This window comes from Sphingomonas sp. NPDC079357, assembly GCF_044901155.1.
Taxonomy (GTDB): Bacteria; Pseudomonadota; Alphaproteobacteria; order Sphingomonadales; family Sphingomonadaceae; genus Sphingomonas.
Genome location: NZ_JBJDOM010000004.1, coordinates 282027 through 299560 on the forward strand (window position 1 = coordinate 282027; position 17534 = coordinate 299560).

Here is a 17534-nt window from a genome sequence, read left to right on the forward strand (position 1 = left end):
TGATCCTCTGTGAGCGATGTCCGGCGCGTTCGATATAACGGTAATTATATTATCTGGCAGGGTTGTCGCACTTTGCGGGACGGTTCGCGCGCATAGTATATATCCGGCAGGCTTAAGTTGCACACCTCGTGGTTTATCAATCACGAGAAATGATCGGCCAAACCGAACAAATGTGCCGGTTCTTAAACCAGGAGACGATCGCCGGACCCAGTTGTCGCAGAGGGCTACGGCACAAAGACTGATTCCCAGTCACCGAGAGCGGCTGCGTTCCTGAGGTTTGGGCTCGCGACCGGGACGAGGGATGGGGGGCGTAGCTGGGTCACGGCCGCGGACCACATCCTGCCTGATGCTGGGGGAGGCGTCCTTGACCATTGCCGGTCGGATAGTGTGTCCCGCCGCGATATGCGCATCGAGCTGTGTGCGGGCGACTGTCATCACCCGCGCAACCGCCTCGGGATTGTCGAACAACGTCCGTCTGATCACCGCCTCCATCACGCGCATCTGGCTGTCGGCCGCACGATCATTCGGCGTGTTGCCACGATCGCGGCGCCGGGCATCCGGCCCTTCCAAAACACTGCCGTCGCTCTGGCGGCTTATCCCGCTTGACCCACGGGCGACATCGACGTCACGGGCTGCCATGGGCGCGATCGTATTTCGGCTCGTCTCCCCGCGCAGCCGGTCGAGCTCCTGGAGATCGCGATCGTTGGGCTTATAGCCACGTACCTCCAGCCCCTTTTGACTGGCCTCGATCCAGACCGATCGCCGAAATTCTTCCGAGCCCGTGACGTGAATCCGATCCCAATTGCGGTGTTGTGCGATCGCCACCAAATCCTTGACGACTTCCTGGCTCTCCGTCGCCGTGACCAGACGTCGGCCCTGATCGCGAAACGCGGGATCCTTTGCTTGTGCCGTCGTGAAAAAGGCGGGTTCGCCCGACCATTTCGCCTTGTCGGCATAATAGCGCTTCCGCACGCTCTCCGGCACGTCGCCCGCCTCGAGGGAATGCACTTTGGGCGCACTTCGGGACGCACGGACAGCGCCGACATGACCAGGTGCTTCGGTGGGCCCGTCCTTTAGTCCCCCGGGCGAGGACTTTTCTGGCGCAGCCGCCTTGCGCTGTTTGGCGTCGTCGAGGCCAACGCTGTTGGCACTAGTCCGCGCCGTACCGGGTTGCTTGGAATCATTCTCTGCCATGGTCATGCCTCTCGGTCACAAATGCTGGAGATTGGGCGCCGGCACCCACGGGTTCGAGAACGGCCCGGGCCGTCATCGCCGTGACAAAAGCGATAGCGGCCTGTTCGTCACCGGGCGGTGGTAGATCCACCATGTCGCCCAGCACCAACATGTCATCGGTGATTTCGGCAAAGCCCGACAGTTCATCACCGGTGAGCTCGCGCATGACAGGTTCCGCCCGCTCTGTCGGCGCGATCGCCTGACCGTCGCTAAACAAGGCGGCCTTCTTCGCGCTAAGGGCTTGTGCCAAAGGATCACTGCTGCTCGCCTCCCCTGCCAATTTGGCGGGCGACGACACGGCGTTGATCGCGATCGGACGGGGCGCGACTTTGGGCGGGTCACTGATTCGGCTCGTGAAGCGCTTCGAGCGAAAATACTCGATCTTGCGGCCCCTGACGGGCGGAATGCCACCGCGCAGCAGCAGAAGCTCGCCCTTGGGCATCTGCATCAGTTCCTGCGGCATCATCAGCGCACGGCGCTGGTCTGATTCTGATATGCTGCGATTGGCGAGCAGGCCATGAATCGTCCGGCTCTTCGATTTGACGTTCATCGTGAAATAGCCAAGCCGCTCGGAGAGTTCGTTGGCGACCTTCAACTCCTTGGGCGTGAACACGATCTCCAGTCCGCAATTGGCGATGATCTCGTCGGTAACGTCAGCGCCATAGATACCGCGGGGCTGGGATCGGCTCTGGATGACTGGCAACAGGCGAAGCCCGTAGCCTGCAACGTAGGAAAAAGCCGATGCGATGACCGGCGCCTTGCCGAGGCGGGCGAATTCGTCGAGCAGAATGAGCACCGGCACGCGGCCGCCATTCTCAGGCAGTTCCCGCGTATTGAGATCGATCAGCTGCTGGAGAAAGAGGTTATAGACTGGCGCGATGCGGTCGATATTGTCGGGCGACACCCCAAGATAGATCGATATCCGTTCGCGCCGAACCTGTCGCAGATCAAAATCTGTCTCCGATGTCGCGGCATCGACATAGGGATTGAGCCACAGATTGAGCTTCGATGTGATCGTCTGTTTGATACCGGAGAAGGTGTTATCCGACGCGGAGGTGAAGTCGCTCAATGCCGACACGCAGGCTTGGCTCAGCCGCTGCCCGCGCTTCTGCGCCTCCTCGACGACCTTGGGGAGTTCGACCTTCGGGTCGCCCGCCGTCAGCCGCCGATAGATTTCGCCAATCGTGAAGGGGAGGGCGGGATTGGCCGCGACAAGGGCGCCGACGCCGACAAAAGCGGCCCGCGCCGCTTCCGCCCAGAAGGGATCGGCCTTTTCCGGGGCCGGAAACAGCATGCCGCCGATCTTCTGGAGTTCATTGATCACATCGGTGTCGTCGAGCCGGTCGATGAAGCTCAAGGGATTGTAGCGGGCGCTTCGCCCTTCGGGATCGAGCGGGTCGAACAGATAGACTGCTTGACCATGCTGTGCGCGAAAACCTGCGGTGATGTCCCAATTCTCGCGCTTCACGTCGAGCACCACCACCGAGTCTGGCCAACTCAGAAGATTGGGGATCACCACGCCGACGCCCTTGCCAGCGCGCGTCGGTGCCTCGAGCAGGACATGCTCGGTGCCGCCGAAAACGAGATAGCGGCCGCCTTTCTGCCCGACGATGATCCCACTGTTGCTGCGCAGATGTTCGCGCCGGATTTCGCTTTCACGCGCGAACCGTGCCTCGCCATGGAGCGTGCGCCCTCGCTTCAGGATGATGAGCAGGATGACGAATGCGATGGCACCACTGACCAACGCACCGCGCGCCAGCCACAAATGCAGGAGCGGATCGCCGCGGTAAAACCAGAGCCAGGCGGGTATCGCCGAGATCTGCATGCGCGGGCCGATCTGGTTCAGACCGACGAGGGCGACCAGCACCGCGCACAAGGCGTATGCCAAAAAGATTGCCGCGAGCACCCCCGCGACGATCGCGACCTTAGTGAGCGGCCGCGCGTCCGACAGGCGGATCAAAATACACCTCCTCGACTTCGAACTTTCCAGCACGCTTGCGGGTCTGGACGACGATATCGACGAGCATGTGCAAGAGCCCACGGATATCGTCGCGGGCCAGATCGCGTCCGCCTTCGGACTCCTTGACCAGCAGTGTGAGCTGTTCGAAGGCCCCCATCGCCGAGCCGGCATGGACGGTGGTGATCGAACCTGGATGACCCGAGTTGACGTTGCGCAGATAAAAGAAGGCGGTGCCGTCCCGCAGCTCCTGCAAGAGAATGCGATCGGGCCGCATGCGCAGCGCACTCTCGAGCAATTGCTTGGGGCCGACCTTCGCCAGCCCCTGTCGCTCGCTCGAATAGACCATGTGCACGACATTGCGATGCTCAACGACGAGCTCGCGGGTATCCTCGATCGTGAGCAGCCGCTCGTCCGGCGGGATCAGCTGGATCAGCGCCTTGGCAAAGGTGGTCTTGCCCGAGCCGGTCGCGCCGCTCACCAGAATGTTCTTGCGGGCGGCAACGGCCGTTCGGAAGAAAGCTGGCCAATCGCCGACATCGCGCTGTGCGATCAGCTGCGCATCGACTTCGCCAAGGCCTTGCGCGGCGGCGCGCGTGCCCGTGAATAGCCCCGAATCTGCGAGCTGGTCGATCGCGAGGGTTACGCGCGAAGGCTTGCGGACGGTGAAGGACGGCGCGCCCGTTGGTGTCACTGACGGAATGACGATCTGACAGCGCTCGCCCCCTGGCAAGATGGTCGAGCAGATCGGCGTCTCCGAATTCACGTCCTGCCGGGTGAAGCTTGCGGCTGCGACGGCGAGCGTCGCGAGCCATTCGCTATCGAGCTCGGCGACATTGTGCCAATGCCAGCCCAGATGGTCCTCGATGCCGACTTCGCCGGGCTTGTTGATGACAAGCTCAGTCACCTCGACCGGCTCCAGCAGCGGGAGGATCGGCGCGAGATAATGGCGCAGGACTGCGGTATCGCTCATCCTCAGCGCCGCAACTCGAGATTGTAAACGTCGGCGAAGTTGAAGTCCTTGGCCACGAAGATCCCGACCTCCTCGCCCTGGTTCTTCTTCAGCACCGGACGGATGTTGATGCTGTTCTGGAGCGCGATGCTTGCCCCCTCGCTCGGCGTGCGCGTCGTGTTGTTGAAATTGTTGTTCCCGCCGGAGACGGACTGCCCCGCGATATAGGCGGCGTCGTCGACCAGCGAGAGTAGCAGTGCGCTACCGAAGCGCGCCCAGAAGAAGGTGTCGACGGACCCTGCGATGCCTGCGCGGCCAAGGGCATCCGACCCCGGCGAAGCCAGGTCGATGCGCACGCCCTGCGGCGTGACGGCGCGCGTCCAAAGCACGAACAGGCGGTTCTGCCCTTGCTGGATGCCGCCGTGATATTCGCCAAGGACTTTGGTGCCTTTCTCCATCAGCACGACGCGGCCATTCTCCGAATAGACGTCGCGCGGGATCAGGCACGACGTGTAACCAGGCTGCGCCGAGTTCATGGCGGTCTGAAGAATGCAGGGGATCAGCGTGCCGGCGGTGACGAGATAGTTGCGATTGGGCAGCATCGAGGCGCGTGCCTCGCCAACGGCCGAACTCTGACGAAGCGCATCGAGCGCATTGGGCGCGCTACGGACCGCCGGATCGGTCGAGCCGTCGCCAGCTGTGCCCGCATTGCCGGTATCGGAGCCAGCACCGTTAGAGCCCGCTGGAGCTTGGAGCGCATCGCGGCCGCCATAGGCAATCAAGGTCGAACGACGTGCCTGATCGGCCAAGTTCTGGCGCGTGTTCTGCGGTGCCGCCGCTGGCTGCGCTCCGGGTTGTATTGCCGGTACGATCTGTCCATCGGGGCCAACGGTCGGCGGAGGATTGAGGACAGGCGCGTTGGGATCGGCGCTCACGGCGCCGAGCGGCTTGGGTTTCGCTGCGACAGCATCATATGCGACCGTTTCGCGGGCCGCGAGATCCGGTCGTTTGGCCATTGCCTCGGGCTTTCCCATCAAACTCGAGCCGGTCTTGCTCGGTCCAGAGTTCACCCACAAAATGCCGAGCACCATCGCCGTCCCGGCGAAAATCAGGGCGGTATTCCGTTTTGCCGGCGTCATCCCACCGATCGGATCGATACCGCGTTCGCGGATGATTTCGTCGCGTTCAGGTGTTGGATCGCCCTGCGGGCGGCGAGGGGCCTCGGCCGCAATCTCGTCCATCGCACTCACTCCTTCGGGTCCTGTATGGTGCGCTCGACATGCGGCGATGCGGTGTTGGTGCCGTGATCGACGCCATAAGGTGTCGGCGCGAGATTATAGATGCACAGCACCTCCCGGTTCCGGCGCAGGCGCAGTTGAGCCGCCACGGCGTGGACGACCACGAACTCGTCGCGGACATCGAACGGGACCAAGGACTCCGAGCCGTCCGGTCGCACCAGATAGATCGCCGGGATTTCATGGTTGCCGGGGAAACGCAGGACCGTGAACTGGCCATTGTCGGAGATCTCCGACGGCTGAAGGTCGCTCGCACCCTGGACCTTGTAGTTCAAATTGCGCGGTCCATCGATGACGCCATGGTCAAGAGCGCCCCGAACGGCACTCGCCTGCAGCGCGGCGACGCGCTGCGCCTCCTGGGTGGCGCGCATGCGCGCGACACGATCGGCCTCATCGCGCGGGTAGCGAAACCGAACCTGGAAGAATGTGTCACGGCTCCCGCTGCCGATCGGTCCCCGGCGCGCGGTCAGTTCGAAGGCGTAGTTGCGCAGTTCGCCCCCGCGATTGGTCGTGACGATGAGGTTGGTCGGTCCCGCCCGCTCGCGGGGTTTCAGGAACAGGATGTGGCCGGCAACCGCCACTTCCCATGAGACGGTGTCGCCGAGCGCGACATGTTCGATCGTCTCATCGGCGCCGAGCACCACTTGGGTCGCCGTCCGGAATGTGCCCACGATCCGGTAGACCTGCGTCTCCTGATATTCGACGAACTTCACGCGCGGATCCGCCGGCCCGCCGCGCGGGGTGTCCTCCGCCAGGACTGGTGTCGCTATCATGGCGAGAAGGCTCGCTATTGAGAGAAGCCGGTTCATCGAACCACCTCGGGGTCTGCGCGGTAATTTTCGACCTGAAATCCCAATGGATTGCGATAGCGGTCGCCCTCCGCCATAGGCGCATTCGTGTACCGGAAGGTGACGGTCGCGATCCAATCGCTGCTCTGCGTATCGGTGTCGGTCTGCACCGTGCGCGTGAAGCGGACGTTGGCGACACGATCGTTGATGAAGGCGATATTACGCACGCGGGCTTGGACGACCGCACCCTTGCCCCAGACGACCTGTGGGCTCGCGGCGTTGTTCGAGCTGAAAAACCGGCCCCAGCGTTGCTGCTCGCCTGGTTCGGACAAGATGGTGACAGCCCGGAAATTTTCCTCTGCCGCCGCCGGCAACCAGCTTTCCCGCGTCCGGACATATTGCGCGAGGAAGAATTTCGTGACCGCTTCGTCATAGCGCATCGGCTTCTGGGTGAGGGTGGTCTGCACATCGACCGCGCCCGTCGTCTGATTGACGCGAATGATGTACGGCATGACCGTCTTCAGCGGGGCAAGGCCTGCGAGGGCGAAGCCCTCCGCGGTCGCGGCAAGAAGCCCCAGGCCGGCCACGACCCAGGCGATGCGTTCGGATCGTAACGATTTGCGCTGACGGTCCTGATCCCAGGATCGGGCATGCCCGAAATAGAGTTCGGCGTCCTTTGCCGGCACGCCTTCGGTCTGGTTCCGCATGATCAGCAACTCCCAAAGGTGCCGGGGGTCGCGCGCGCGGACGTTTTCTCGGGAACGGGTGGGGGCGGTGTGCCGGCATCGACTGGCTGTTTGATCTGCGGCACGGGAGGCGGGGCAGGGGGTGCCACAATTGCCGGGAGCGGCGAACCCGGCAGCACGCTCCCGTAAATGTTCACCTCGCGCAGATGTTTGCCGTTGCAGACTGGCAGTTTCTTTGGCCCCGATGCCCCTTGGGCGAGTGACGGGATCAGTGCGATGACGACGGCTGATCGCCGGAGCGCGCGGACTATCGTGGTTGGTCTCGTCAAAGGGTCTTCCTTCCTCATGCGCGGCTCACCGAACCACCGCGCTGGGCGGCACGTTCGAGATTGCGACTGTTGCGAGCGCTGCGGCGTTGCTGGAACGGTGCCGCCATGGTGCCCCAGGCCGAACCGGCAAAAGCGCCGACGCCGGCCGCAGCGCCCCCCGCAATGCCGGTCGCGATCGACGGGGCCTGAAAGAAGAATATCGTCCCAAGGAAGATGTAGACCGCAAACAAGACAGCGCCGATCGTCACGTCCGGGGTGCCTTCGGCCGCAGTCAGCGCCGTGGCACCAAGATCGGTGATCAGAGCTGTGATGGCGATGATCACCGCCGTTAGGACGATGTAGTTGAATACCTGCCCGAGCCATCCGTAGAAGAAGCGACGCGTGGTTTCGAAGAGCGACAACGCTATGAAGATCGGACCAAGAGCGATCACGACGGCGAGCGCCACCTTCGCGAACACGGTTATCGCAAATCCGATTGCTGCGGAGAGGCCCGCCAATCCGTAAATCGCCACCGCCAGCGTGAGCAGAACGAGCTTCCACGGATTAATGTCCAGATAGGTCGCGGCTTCGGTGCGGATGATCAAAACGAGGGAATCGACCTGACCAAAATAATCGTCGAACACCGAACCGACGCTAGTGATGGTCTTGCCCGCCAGCGCCTGTGAGATGGCGTCCGGCATCCCATGAAAGAGCGGATTCGTGATCCACTCGGAGTAGGCGACGGTCGTGGCTGCGACATAGAGGAGGCAGAGCTTCACCATCCGGTACACCAGCTCGCCCCAAGGCTCGCTGACGATACCGCGCATCACCATATAGCCGAACAGCGCGATATAGATGACCAAGCCAAGCGCCAGCGGTCCCCGCACGACATCGATGACGTTGTTGAGACGCTCGTTCAGGAAGAGATCGAGCTTCCCGTCGATGTTGGTGTAGATATCCGCGAAGAGTGTGGACGCCATGGCCAATTCCCCGCCTATTTGTGACCCAGCGAACGCTCGAGCTTGTCGGCGTTCTCGACGTCCTTTGCGTTGCTGCATTCCTGGGCATCGGTGTGGGAGCCGTTGGCGCACGCGGCGAGGATCTCAGCGCGTAACTTGGGATCGGACTTCAGGTCCGCCTTGCCGATCGGCTGCCCGCAACCACTCAGGAACGTGGCCGGCAGAACTAGGAGGGCCGCGGCGATCGCCTTCACGGCCGGCTGCTCAGGCTCTGCTGAAGCTTGGCGAGGCCGGTCTCGTCATCTCGCTGCGAACGCAGTCTCGCCTCGGCGGTCTGCCGCATCTGAAGCGCCTGAAGTTGGACCGCATCGTTCTGGATATGCGCATTTTCCACGCCGACACGGGCTTGGATATCCATCACGTCCTTCGCGTCCGATGCGGTGTCCAGCGACGAACGCAGTTCCTCGAGACCCGTCGTTCTCTGGGCGGTGACGCCATATGCCGCCTCGGCAATGGCCGCATCACGCGCCGCCATGTCGCCATTGCGAGAAATGGCATCGCGGTTCGCGCGCTCGAAAGCGGTGGCGTCCGGGCGAAGCTCGGGAAGCTCGACACGGTTGCTGGTGCGGATCCGGTCTGCGGCCGTGCCAAGGCTGCCGAGCCCCGTCGTGTTAGAGGACATGAGGCGCTGAATGTCCCGTGCCTCGCTCGGCAAGAGGTGGCGAACGGCGTCAGTGTTCAGGGAAGAGGCAATCTGATTGACGTTCGTCAGCTTGTTGACGCTGTTGAACATATCGGTGGCTTGGGAAATTTGCTGCTTCCCCTGTTCGATCATCGATAGGGTGTTCTTCACCGTCGAGAGGGTCTGCAGAAACGTGCTGGAATCATAGACCGGGATGCCCTGCGCGAAGGCCGGCACGGAGATTGCCAATCCGCCGACAATCGCGAGCGCTCGTATTGCTTTCATGACCTTATCCTTTCCTTCTGGTGGTGGCGCGGCGGCGCTCGTGAAAGACGGGCAGCCAGTGGCTGGGATTGTCGCCATGTTCGCGGCGAACCTGATCGAGGATTCCGACGGTTTCGGTGGTGCCCGAGAGCACGGCCAGCTCGTCGGACAGGCCGCCGAGATCCAGTTCCACCACGATGGAATCGTGACCCTGCTTCACCAGAAACCGCCGGCTTTCGGGGATTAGATCGTTTCTGATGAGCTTGAACTCGGCGCGGGTGAGGCCGAGTCCATCGATATAATCAACTTCTCGGCCGTGGGGGTTGGGCAAGAGAATCTTGGTGGCGACCTGCTCCATTATGCTGTGCGAGATGTCCGATCGCAGAGCGTCAGCCGGGCTTTGCGTCCCGAACACCAGAAAGGCATTCTGCTTCCGGTAGGTCTTCAGGCCGTCCTGCGCGAAGGCGCGGAAGGCATCATCGCCCAGCGCCTTCCAGAACTCGTCGATGTCGATCACGAGGCGACGGCCATCGAGCAGGGCATCGATCCGATGGAACATATACATCATCAGCGGCGTGCGGATCTCCGGATTGTCGAGGAAATCCGTCATGTCGAAACCAATGAACCGGGCCTCGAGGGTCAACTCGTCCCGGTCATTGTCGAACACCCAACCAAGTGCGCCGCCGCGCGACCATTTCTCAAGCCGCGCGCCTATCCCTTCCGGATCGCGCTGTCCGAGCAATTGACGAAGCGCGAGGATGGACCGCTCCTCCGGGGGAAGGCGTCCGATCGAGAGGATGCCCTCGTCGATCATCCTCTCCTGCGTGACGCCGAGCTGGGTGCCAGAGGGGGTCACCAGATGACGGATCAGCCTGCCGAGGAAGACGATGTTGCCAGGGGTCTGCTCAAGCGCCCGCAGCGGCGCAAACCCGGTCGGCACCCCATTGCGAAGCGCCAGATAGGTGCCGCCGGATGACCGCACATAGATCTCGGCCCCTCGGTCCTTGTCGATGAAGATCTGCTGCGCGCCGGTTTTCTCCAGCTGCGCCATCAGGAAATTCTGGACGACAGTCTTGCCGCCGCCCGACGGGCCGATGATCAGTGTGTGGCCAAGATCGTTCACATGAAAATTGAAATAGAAGGGAGACTGGGCCGCAGTCTTCATCAGCGCTATCGCGGCGCCCCAATGATTGCCATCGGGCTTGCCGGCGGGGAAAGTGTGGAACGGCGAGAGCGCGGCAAAATTGCGCGAGGTGATCGCCGCTGGCCGCGCACGCCACGCGAAATTGCCAGGAAGCTGGGACCAGAAGGCGGCCTCCAGCGCCGGACCCTCACGAGCGGCCACCAGACCCGCGTCAGCGAGCGCGGCCCTAGCGGTCGAGAGATTTTCGGCCAGGCGTTTTTGATTTTCACCGAAAACCGCGAGCGAGAAATGATGTTCGCCCAGGACGAAGCGATTGCTCTGCAGATCATCGGCCGCGTCGGCCAGCTCAAGTGACTGGCTCGCAGCGGCGTCCTCGGTCGAGGCCATCTGGTTCTGGCGACGGCGCAACCGCTCCGAGGCCCGCGCTTTGCCCATGAACGCGAAGGATTGCGTCACGACGAACGCGAAATCTTGGCTGAGGAGCGCGTTCATCTGGCCCGGCCGCGTCATCGCCGGATATTCGCGGATGCCGAAAAGGCCCACGAACCGGCTCGTGTCATGCGCCCGCACCTCGACCGTCTCGCGGCCGAAGATTACCCGTTCCCCATAGATGGCGGAGCCGAGATGGCCTCGGACCAAGGGCACCCTGCCAACGCGGCCCATCATCACCAGTTCAAGCACCTCGAGCGGCTGCGAGAACATCAGGCCATTATGCTCGTACAAGTGGAGGCGTCGGGGCCGGCAGCGTGCGAGGAGCTTCTCGATGTCACGCGCCTTATCCTCGAAGCGCGCAAGCTCGTCCTCGTCGACTTCGGCCCTCTCCTTGCGCGCCGATCCCAGACGTCGAAGGAGCACGCCGGTACGATCAGCCGATCCAACGGACGGGCGCATGATGAGCGTCAGGTAGAGCTCGTTGACGAACATGCGCTTGGCGGTCACCCGCGCGCGGTATTTTGCATCGAGATCGGCCGCAAAGGCCGAGCGAAACTCGCCTTCGGGATAGTCCTTGATCGGCCGGCGGACGATATGCGTCCAGATCGCCAGACGGTCGTCGGCGATATTGCGCAACGTGCCGTTGAGCTTTTCGTGCCAGTCGTTGAGATGGATTGGGTCGGCCGTCTCGAATGCAAGGCCGTCGAGCTTGAACATCATCATGAGGTCGCGCCCGTCGAGCGCAATGATGTTGTCGTCGATATGACGCGCATAGGGGAGATAGCGCGCGGGGTCGGCCTCGTTCTTGAGGATCCGCCACGGCGTCCGGGCGGCAGCGCCGCCCAACGAGTTGGCCCGGCTAGCCATGCGCAAAGCCCCGACGTTTCGCCCCATCGATCGGCAGGGGCGAGTAAGAGCTACCGCCCCACCATCCCCGGTTGCGGCATCGTGCCTTTGTCGTTGTCCAGAGCCACAAGAGGCGGAAGGCGTTTGCGTCGTGCCGCACGATCAGCCGGGCTATGGCCAGAAAGGCCCCGGCTAGCGCAAAAGCGTAAAGCGGGTTGCCGGTGACGATGAGCGTCAGGCACGCCGCCAGCGCGATCGGCAGCGATGCTTCGATCGGAACGCCCAACCACATCGTCGGCCGGGTCACGGCCAGGAAGAGCGTTTCTTCCTTGAGTTTTTCATCGTCCATCACAGCGCACTCACGCGCCGCCAGTGATGGTATCGACGATCCACTGCGCGCTGAACACGATGAAGATGCCGACGATGACGGTGACTAGGAGCCCCAAGCTTGCCCGCCCGGTGAAGAACATGAAACCCACGATGACGACCGCGATCACCGCGATCGTTTTCGCAAACGTACCGGTCAGCCAGGTCTTGATATTCTCGGCCATCGACGTGACGCCGTCGGCCGCTTGGGCATGGGCCGGATCGGTGACCAGGAGCGACACCGCAATGACCGCGATAAACAGCGCCAGATATTGCGCGAAAGTGCGCCGCCGCGGCGTCAACCATATCTTGAAATTGGTCGCTAAGGCAGTCATTCGGCTTGTCCTTTCGGTGAACTGTTGGATACTCCCCCAAAGACCATCAATGATGCCGTCTGCGCGCCCGCAGTGGTGTCCCATCCGTTTTGGACGCGCGGCGAGCGGACGCCCGCTGGCGGCTGTGTAAATTTGGGTTCAGCCGTCACGGAAGCTGGCGAAGCGGCGGGTTCTGGGGCCGCTCCACGCCTGATCGCGGGCACGACGACACTCGACGACGCGTAGACACGGCCGACATAGCCGTTTCCGAACCCGCGCGAACGACTACCCGTGTTGTACATCGACATGGCGGTCGCGATGGCGACCTCTGTAGAAGGGCTGGAGCGCGCGACGCGAAGATAGTTGGAAGCCAGCACGCGCGCGGCTGCGGCGAGATTGCGGCAGGGATCGAAGGCGTCCTCGACCGACAGGCCAAGCCACCTGAGATTTGCACTGTTGATTTGCCCCAGACCCAGATCGATGTTGTAGCCGCGGGCGATCAGCGATCGGGCAACTGCGGCGGCCGACACCCGATCGCTGGGATTGGGTGCGGCAACACCCTTCGCATTCACGCCGATGGCGTAGGGGTTGAAATGACTCTCGGTGTGGACGACCGACACAAGCGTTTCGACCGCAACCGATGGTGCGCATTGCTGCGCCAGTCCGACCACGGTTGCGAGCTCGAGGATCACTGTGGTGTGGTCCCGGGTTCGTCGGGAGACGCTGGCAAGCTTTCAATATTCGCGAGAGAATAGGATTGCTGCCGCCCGTCGGTGAACGTCATCACCACCCGGCACCGCGAAGCGGAATCGCGATCATAGACCTTGGTCTTCGCAACGCCGCCACCGGAGCAGCCGGGGAATGAACCGCCAAATGCCAGACGCTCCCAGAGCTTCACCATAGGCGGTACGCAGGCGGGGTACTGGGTCGCACCGCCCGGGTTCGAGAGGCAAAGCAAAACCTGGCAGCCCAGATCGTTGGCGGACGCAGGACCCGCCTGGGCGGACACCGCCACGATCGGAACGGCAAGGGCAAGGCGCAGGCGCTGCATCTGATTTCTCCGCTTTTCAGCGCCGCTGCATTAAAAATGCGCCGACCACTTTCCGTTGAAAATCACCTCTCTTTTGAACCCGGCCCGGCGTTTTCGGGCAATCCCCCCACAAGGGGGGAGCGCGCTGGAATCAGTTTTGGCTGGGTGCGGCGCGGACCTGGCGTTGCCCTGCAATGAATTCCTCAAGTGCTGCCGTTTGATCTGGACGTAAGGCATCGATCGCGCCGAGATGCTCGGAGCGTTCCTCGCCGAGCAGAAGAGATGGGCATCGCCCTTCGTAGTTCCCCAAATTGGGCCGGTGTTGCTGGTATCCGACCAAAGCTGCCAAATCTGGCGAGAACGTCCGTGCTACCTCGGGTGGATAGACCAACCACTGATTTTCATATGGTTTCAGCCATCCGAGGCAATAGCTCACGATCATGCCTTGACGCACACCCGATGACTGGTTGCCGCCAGCACCATGAAGGGTCGAGCCTAGGAAGATGATCGCAGATCCTGGACTGCATTCCACGGCCACCGGATCCTCGGGAGGTTCAGGTGTAAGCGCATTTGCGGCGTGGCTGCGCGGCCAGATCAGGGTCGTGCCATTGTGATGCCGATATTCGGTGAACGGCCACATGACGTTGAGGAGATATTCAACCTCGCCAGTTTGGCCCCGCCACATATCCTGATCGCGGTGGGGAAATTGCGGCAGTGCGCCGGGATGCAGCTCGAGAGCTTGAGCGAGATTGAGCTGGATCGTGTCGCACCACGGACCGAGCACAGCTTGCGCGATCGCCATGATCTGGGGATGCTGGATGAACGCCGACGCATGGTTCGAACGTTTGAGCAGACTGCCGAACCTCTTGGTGCGGCTGCCGTAGAAACCGCCTTCGCAAAATGGCGTTGCCTCGAAGTGCGGAGCCATATCTCTCGCCAGCAACTGGACAATAGCGGGCGGCATGATGTCTTGAAGCACGCAGAAGCCTTCGCGCATCAGTGTTTCGTAAATTGACCCGTGGGCCTCGATCTCGGCTGCAGGCAGCGGTTTGGTAGCCATGCGATCTCTCCCGAATTTCATGCCGCGGCGCGATCAAGATCCATCAGATGGATCTGCGCGAAGATGCCGGCTTGACGCAGAAGGTGCGGAGTATCCGGGGCAATATTGATCCGCATGGCCGCCAGGCCGCGGGGATCGTTGTTGTCCGGCAATCCCAGCGGAAGGCATTCCCATCCGAACGCGAGGATCTGTTGGAACCATGCCCATTCGGCAACGCCGGTATAGGTCAGGATGCCATTGCTGAGGGCGTATTCGACCAAGGCAGAGACGAGGCGATTGCGCGTGGCGAGCCGCTCGCGAGCCTTCAGTCGGCGCGCCAGGCAGAAGCGGGTTATTTCGCGAACTGTCGGGCCGGTGGGCGGTACGCCATCGCACAGGTTGGGGAAGATGGTATCGAGGATGTGCGGCCGGTCGGTCTGGAGCAGACGGGCAGAGCCGGCATGCTCGCCGGTTTCATCGGTGATAACGATATAGACGGCTTCATCATCATCGAACTGATCGATCTCGTAGCGACGGGCGAGAACGGGAACGTCCCAGCCAAGTAGATCGACGAACACGCGTTTGCGCTCTTCAAACATTGATCTGAATACACGGCCGCTCAGCGCGTGTTCGATGCCATTTCCTGTAACAACCATGATCACCTCCATTTGTGAGGCGATCATTCGATCAGCTTATCATGATCTGCGTTATCCCCAGAACTGGGGAGGGATCGTCAGCGCAGGATATCGGTGAAGCTAATGGCGCCGTCGAAGAGCGCACGAATGGCGAGCATCGTGCGTTTGGTTACGCCGTAGCGATCGCGTGCATCCTTGAGATGCTGCGTTACGGTTTCGGCGCCGACTCCGAGAATTTTGGCGATTTCCGAATCGGTTTTACCCCGCGCAACCAGCGCGACGCATTCGATTTGACGCTCGGTAAGTTGCGGCGCGGCCGCGATAGGAGCGATCGTGGCGCGCGCTATCTTGCGGGCGGCTTCGAATGCGAAACTGCCAACAAGCTGGACGAGCGGCAGTTGCTCTTCATCGAGTTCCTCCCCATTGCGCATGGCAAAAGAACAGGAGCCGTTCACCTCGCCGGGGACGTGCGCAGGGATCGTGAATCCATCTCCAAGGCCCGCGGAGCGAGCCGCTGCCAATACCGCGTGGTCCCGCGGGTGGAGTGAGATCATAGCCTCCACCTTCGACCAGGCGAAACCTATGGTAGTCGTATGGCTTGCACGATGGATCGGGTCAGCAGCGTACAGTCGGCCCTCCTCGAACGCATCAACCCAGTTTCTCGGATAGTTGACGAGGCGAACGGCTGTGCTCCCCGGGTTCAGCAGGTCGATGTGATGCACAAGCGCGAAATAGCGGAAACCCATCGCTGCCGTGATTTCTTCGACAGCCTGTAGGAGAGCGTGATGGGTCGAAGCGGCGCGGGCCACAGTGCAGAACGCCTGCACTTCGGCAAAGGTGATCATAGGCCGCCGATCTACGTGCTACACGAGAGCCTCAATATTGAGATGTCCGTCGCGGACAGCGCGAAGCACGAGTTGGGTCCGACGGCGGACGCCATAACGTCGGCGCGCGCCTTCGACATATTCGTGCACAGTGTCACGGCTCAGACCCAGAATCTGTCCGATCTCCCAGTCGCTCTTGCCCTGTGCCACCAGATCAATGCAGTCGATCTGGCGCGGGCTGAGCGCTACTGGCACGTTTGCCAGTTCATCAGGACCGAGAAGGGTTCGAGCCTGGTCGAACGCAACCGTGCCAATCAATCGGGCAGAGAGAAGGTCCGGGCTTGAAATCTGGTCATCGCCTTGGCGCGCCATGGTGAACATCGCGTCGGGCTCGTCGCGCATCCTGATCGGCATAGTGAACCCAGCTGCCAATCCGTGCGCACGCCCGCGCTCCAGAATTGATAGCTGGCGAGCATTCGGCGCGATGTAATCCCCGATCTGATCCCAGGTGAGCCCGGAAACGGTCTTGGCGCAGGCGGCGTGGACTGGATCTTCAAGATGGAGGCGCGCATCTATTACCTCCTCGACCCAGCGCACTGGATAGGTGGTTACCAGCAGCGCTTTGCGGGTGGTCCGTTTCAGGTCGACATTGTGCACCAATGCGAACCAGCGGAATCCAAACTGGCGCACAATTGCATCGAGCAAGGATTTGAGCTGGTCGAGCGTCGTCGCCTGCCGGCATTCGGCTTCGAATGCGGTGATATCGCCCAAGCGGCCAGCATCTTCGAGACTGCATATTGCAAACGATTCGCATTTTGATTGCAGTTTCGTCCAGTCACTATTCGGCGAAGCCATTGAAAAACAAGACCGGCTGCCTCCAGCGCCCAACTCCCCGCAAGAAAAGCACAGGTCGTCTTTCGTACGATTCGGCGGGGCTATGACGAAAGGGCGCTCGTGACACTTTACCTCGGGGCAAAGTGTCACAGCCGACAAAATGATGAAATCACTGGAGGAGGGGGATTCACTTCATCCCCTATATGTGCTTGATTCAATCCTGTTATGTTGCACGCTCCGATCATAGGCGACGGCCGCCCGCAACTGGATATGCCATCCTTGCTGGAGATGCTTGCGCGGTCTTCGTCTCGGCCGCGCTACGCCTTCATGGTGCTCAACCTGATTGCCCAAGTTTCGCGTTCCGACGGCAGCGCCGGGCCGCTGGTAGCCAAGGGTGGCGGCCTCATTCCCTTGCGCGACTGGCTTTGCGATGCGCTCACCCCGATGGGGCAGCGTGATCCCCGGCGCGTCGCCCTGGAAGAGCGGATACGCAGTGACCTGGCAATCTCAGGCGGGTTGCCGACCGATTTGGATCAGGCCACGGCGATGGTCGAAGGCGCCATCCGTGAGCAGGTACGGGCTTCGGGCAAGACGAATGTGAGCCGGGCGGTCTCGGAGCTGGTGCGCGCTGGCTTGCTCAAGCGGCACTATCAGGGCTATTGCGTTGACCATCACAATCGCGGTGCGCAACGCCAGGCCGTCTATGTCTTGGCTGGTGGCGCGCGAGGCTTAATCCGCGGCAGACCAGAGCAGCCGAGAGCCGTTCCGAGACAGGCAGAACTAGCGTTCTGATCGCCCCGAAATTGGCCGAATTTAACATAACATATATTATCAAACTAAGAATTTGTAAGCGGGTGGATTCTAGATCGAAGTGCGAAATCCTAGGATTTATAGGGGTTTGATCTCCTTTCTAGGAAGGCACATGATGAACGGCTATCAGCATCTG

Annotated in this window: 19 protein-coding genes; 1 reads left to right on the forward strand and 18 read right to left on the reverse strand. The window is 61.7% G+C overall.

Annotated features, from left to right (window positions below; translation table 11 throughout):
* Positions 1-249: 249 nt before the first annotated feature.
* The 18 genes from ACI2JO_RS14460 to ACI2JO_RS14545 all read right to left on the reverse strand — a co-directional run bounded on the left by ACI2JO_RS14460 (position 250) and on the right by ACI2JO_RS14545 (position 16552).
* A complete protein-coding gene (locus ACI2JO_RS14460; RefSeq protein ID WP_404721335.1) occupies positions 250-1200 on the reverse strand; it encodes an LPD7 domain-containing protein in 951 nt (316 codons plus the stop codon).
* Positions 1181-3193 (reverse strand): type IV secretory system conjugative DNA transfer family protein, encoded by a 2013-nt coding sequence (locus ACI2JO_RS14465; protein ID WP_404721336.1) that lies wholly within the window; start codon positions 3191-3193, stop codon positions 1181-1183. The genes ACI2JO_RS14460 and ACI2JO_RS14465 overlap by 20 nt, the downstream gene beginning before the upstream one ends.
* Positions 3159-4163, reverse strand: coding sequence for a P-type DNA transfer ATPase VirB11 (virB11, locus tag ACI2JO_RS14470; protein WP_404721337.1), 1005 nt, complete (start codon positions 4161-4163; stop codon positions 3159-3161). The genes ACI2JO_RS14465 and virB11 overlap by 35 nt, the downstream gene beginning before the upstream one ends.
* Before the next feature lie 2 nt (positions 4164-4165).
* The gene (virB10, locus tag ACI2JO_RS14475; RefSeq protein WP_404721338.1) at positions 4166-5383 is read right to left on the reverse strand and encodes a type IV secretion system protein VirB10; all 1218 of its coding nucleotides are present in this window, start codon (positions 5381-5383) and stop codon (positions 4166-4168) included.
* A 5-nt stretch (positions 5384-5388) separates the two neighbouring features.
* Entirely contained in the window at positions 5389-6246 is an 858-nt protein-coding gene (virB9, locus tag ACI2JO_RS14480; RefSeq protein WP_404721339.1) for a P-type conjugative transfer protein VirB9, read from the reverse strand.
* The gene (locus ACI2JO_RS14485) at positions 6243-6932 is read right to left on the reverse strand and encodes a virB8 family protein (protein ID WP_056366893.1); all 690 of its coding nucleotides are present in this window, start codon (positions 6930-6932) and stop codon (positions 6243-6245) included. Before ACI2JO_RS14485 ends, virB9 begins: the two co-directional genes overlap by 4 nt.
* Before the next feature lie 322 nt (positions 6933-7254).
* Complete coding sequence (locus ACI2JO_RS14490) at positions 7255-8199, reverse strand: type IV secretion system protein (RefSeq protein ID WP_404721340.1); 945 nt, start codon at positions 8197-8199, stop codon at positions 7255-7257.
* Positions 8200-8213: 14 nt separating this feature from the next.
* Complete coding sequence (locus ACI2JO_RS14495) at positions 8214-8432, reverse strand: EexN family lipoprotein (RefSeq protein WP_404721341.1); 219 nt, start codon at positions 8430-8432, stop codon at positions 8214-8216.
* Positions 8429-9145 carry a type IV secretion system protein gene (locus ACI2JO_RS14500; RefSeq protein ID WP_404721342.1) on the reverse strand — a complete coding sequence of 239 codons (717 nt, stop codon included), beginning with the start codon at positions 9143-9145 and terminating at the stop codon, positions 8429-8431. The genes ACI2JO_RS14495 and ACI2JO_RS14500 overlap by 4 nt, the downstream gene beginning before the upstream one ends.
* Before the next feature lie 4 nt (positions 9146-9149).
* Positions 9150-11567 (reverse strand): VirB4 family type IV secretion/conjugal transfer ATPase, encoded by a 2418-nt coding sequence (locus tag ACI2JO_RS14505; protein ID WP_404721343.1) that lies wholly within the window; start codon positions 11565-11567, stop codon positions 9150-9152.
* Positions 11560-11895 carry a type IV secretion system protein VirB3 gene (locus ACI2JO_RS14510; protein ID WP_183956186.1) on the reverse strand — a complete coding sequence of 112 codons (336 nt, stop codon included), beginning with the start codon at positions 11893-11895 and terminating at the stop codon, positions 11560-11562. The genes ACI2JO_RS14505 and ACI2JO_RS14510 overlap by 8 nt, the downstream gene beginning before the upstream one ends.
* A 10-nt stretch (positions 11896-11905) precedes the next feature.
* The gene (locus ACI2JO_RS14515) at positions 11906-12247 is read right to left on the reverse strand and encodes a TrbC/VirB2 family protein (RefSeq protein WP_404721344.1); all 342 of its coding nucleotides are present in this window, start codon (positions 12245-12247) and stop codon (positions 11906-11908) included.
* Complete coding sequence (locus tag ACI2JO_RS14520) at positions 12244-12918, reverse strand: lytic transglycosylase domain-containing protein (RefSeq protein ID WP_404721345.1); 675 nt, start codon at positions 12916-12918, stop codon at positions 12244-12246. Before ACI2JO_RS14520 ends, ACI2JO_RS14515 begins: the two co-directional genes overlap by 4 nt.
* A complete protein-coding gene (locus tag ACI2JO_RS14525) occupies positions 12915-13277 on the reverse strand; it encodes a hypothetical protein (RefSeq protein ID WP_404721346.1) in 363 nt (120 codons plus the stop codon). Before ACI2JO_RS14525 ends, ACI2JO_RS14520 begins: the two co-directional genes overlap by 4 nt.
* 130 nt (positions 13278-13407) lie before the next feature.
* Positions 13408-14316, reverse strand: coding sequence for a phytanoyl-CoA dioxygenase family protein (locus ACI2JO_RS14530; protein WP_404721347.1), 909 nt, complete (start codon positions 14314-14316; stop codon positions 13408-13410).
* Positions 14317-14333: 17 nt separating this feature from the next.
* Positions 14334-14963, reverse strand: coding sequence for an acyl-homoserine-lactone synthase (locus ACI2JO_RS14535; RefSeq protein ID WP_404721348.1), 630 nt, complete (start codon positions 14961-14963; stop codon positions 14334-14336).
* A 65-nt stretch (positions 14964-15028) separates the two neighbouring features.
* Complete coding sequence (locus ACI2JO_RS14540; protein WP_404721349.1) at positions 15029-15775, reverse strand: LuxR family transcriptional regulator; 747 nt, start codon at positions 15773-15775, stop codon at positions 15029-15031.
* A gap of 18 nt (positions 15776-15793) precedes the next feature.
* Positions 15794-16552, reverse strand: coding sequence for an autoinducer binding domain-containing protein (locus ACI2JO_RS14545; RefSeq protein WP_404721360.1), 759 nt, complete (start codon positions 16550-16552; stop codon positions 15794-15796).
* A gap of 261 nt (positions 16553-16813) precedes the next feature.
* Here ACI2JO_RS14545 and ACI2JO_RS14550 point away from each other — a divergent pair, with 261 nt between their 5' ends.
* Positions 16814-17380 carry a hypothetical protein gene (locus ACI2JO_RS14550; RefSeq protein ID WP_404721350.1) on the forward strand — a complete coding sequence of 189 codons (567 nt, stop codon included), beginning with the start codon at positions 16814-16816 and terminating at the stop codon, positions 17378-17380.
* Positions 17381-17534: the final 154 nt, after the last annotated feature.

Excerpts from the sequence above, each read along its gene's own strand:
- ACI2JO_RS14505 (WP_404721343.1), bottom strand. The coding sequence starts at position 11,567 with ATGGCTAGCCGGGCCAACTCGTTGGGCGGCGCTGCCGCCCGGACGCCG.
- ACI2JO_RS14510 (WP_183956186.1), bottom strand. The coding sequence starts at position 11,895 with ATGGACGATGAAAAACTCAAGGAAGAAACGCTCTTCCTGGCCGTGACC.
- ACI2JO_RS14530 (WP_404721347.1), bottom strand. The coding sequence starts at position 14,316 with ATGGCTACCAAACCGCTGCCTGCAGCCGAGATCGAGGCCCACGGGTCA.
- ACI2JO_RS14550 (WP_404721350.1), top strand. The coding sequence starts at position 16,814 with ATGTTGCACGCTCCGATCATAGGCGACGGCCGCCCGCAACTGGATATG.
- ACI2JO_RS14535 (WP_404721348.1), bottom strand. The coding sequence starts at position 14,963 with ATGGAGGTGATCATGGTTGTTACAGGAAATGGCATCGAACACGCGCTG.
- ACI2JO_RS14525 (WP_404721346.1), bottom strand. The coding sequence starts at position 13,277 with ATGCAGCGCCTGCGCCTTGCCCTTGCCGTTCCGATCGTGGCGGTGTCC.
- ACI2JO_RS14540 (WP_404721349.1), bottom strand. The coding sequence starts at position 15,775 with ATGATCACCTTTGCCGAAGTGCAGGCGTTCTGCACTGTGGCCCGCGCC.
- ACI2JO_RS14490 (WP_404721340.1), bottom strand. The coding sequence starts at position 8,199 with ATGGCGTCCACACTCTTCGCGGATATCTACACCAACATCGACGGGAAG.
- ACI2JO_RS14515 (WP_404721344.1), bottom strand. The coding sequence starts at position 12,247 with ATGACTGCCTTAGCGACCAATTTCAAGATATGGTTGACGCCGCGGCGG.
- virB9 (WP_404721339.1), bottom strand. The coding sequence starts at position 6,246 with ATGAACCGGCTTCTCTCAATAGCGAGCCTTCTCGCCATGATAGCGACA.
- ACI2JO_RS14460 (WP_404721335.1), bottom strand. The coding sequence starts at position 1,200 with ATGACCATGGCAGAGAATGATTCCAAGCAACCCGGTACGGCGCGGACT.
- virB11 (WP_404721337.1), bottom strand. The coding sequence starts at position 4,163 with ATGAGCGATACCGCAGTCCTGCGCCATTATCTCGCGCCGATCCTCCCG.
- virB10 (WP_404721338.1), bottom strand. The coding sequence starts at position 5,383 with ATGGACGAGATTGCGGCCGAGGCCCCTCGCCGCCCGCAGGGCGATCCA.
- ACI2JO_RS14500 (WP_404721342.1), bottom strand. The coding sequence starts at position 9,145 with ATGAAAGCAATACGAGCGCTCGCGATTGTCGGCGGATTGGCAATCTCC.
- ACI2JO_RS14485 (WP_056366893.1), bottom strand. The coding sequence starts at position 6,932 with ATGCGGAACCAGACCGAAGGCGTGCCGGCAAAGGACGCCGAACTCTAT.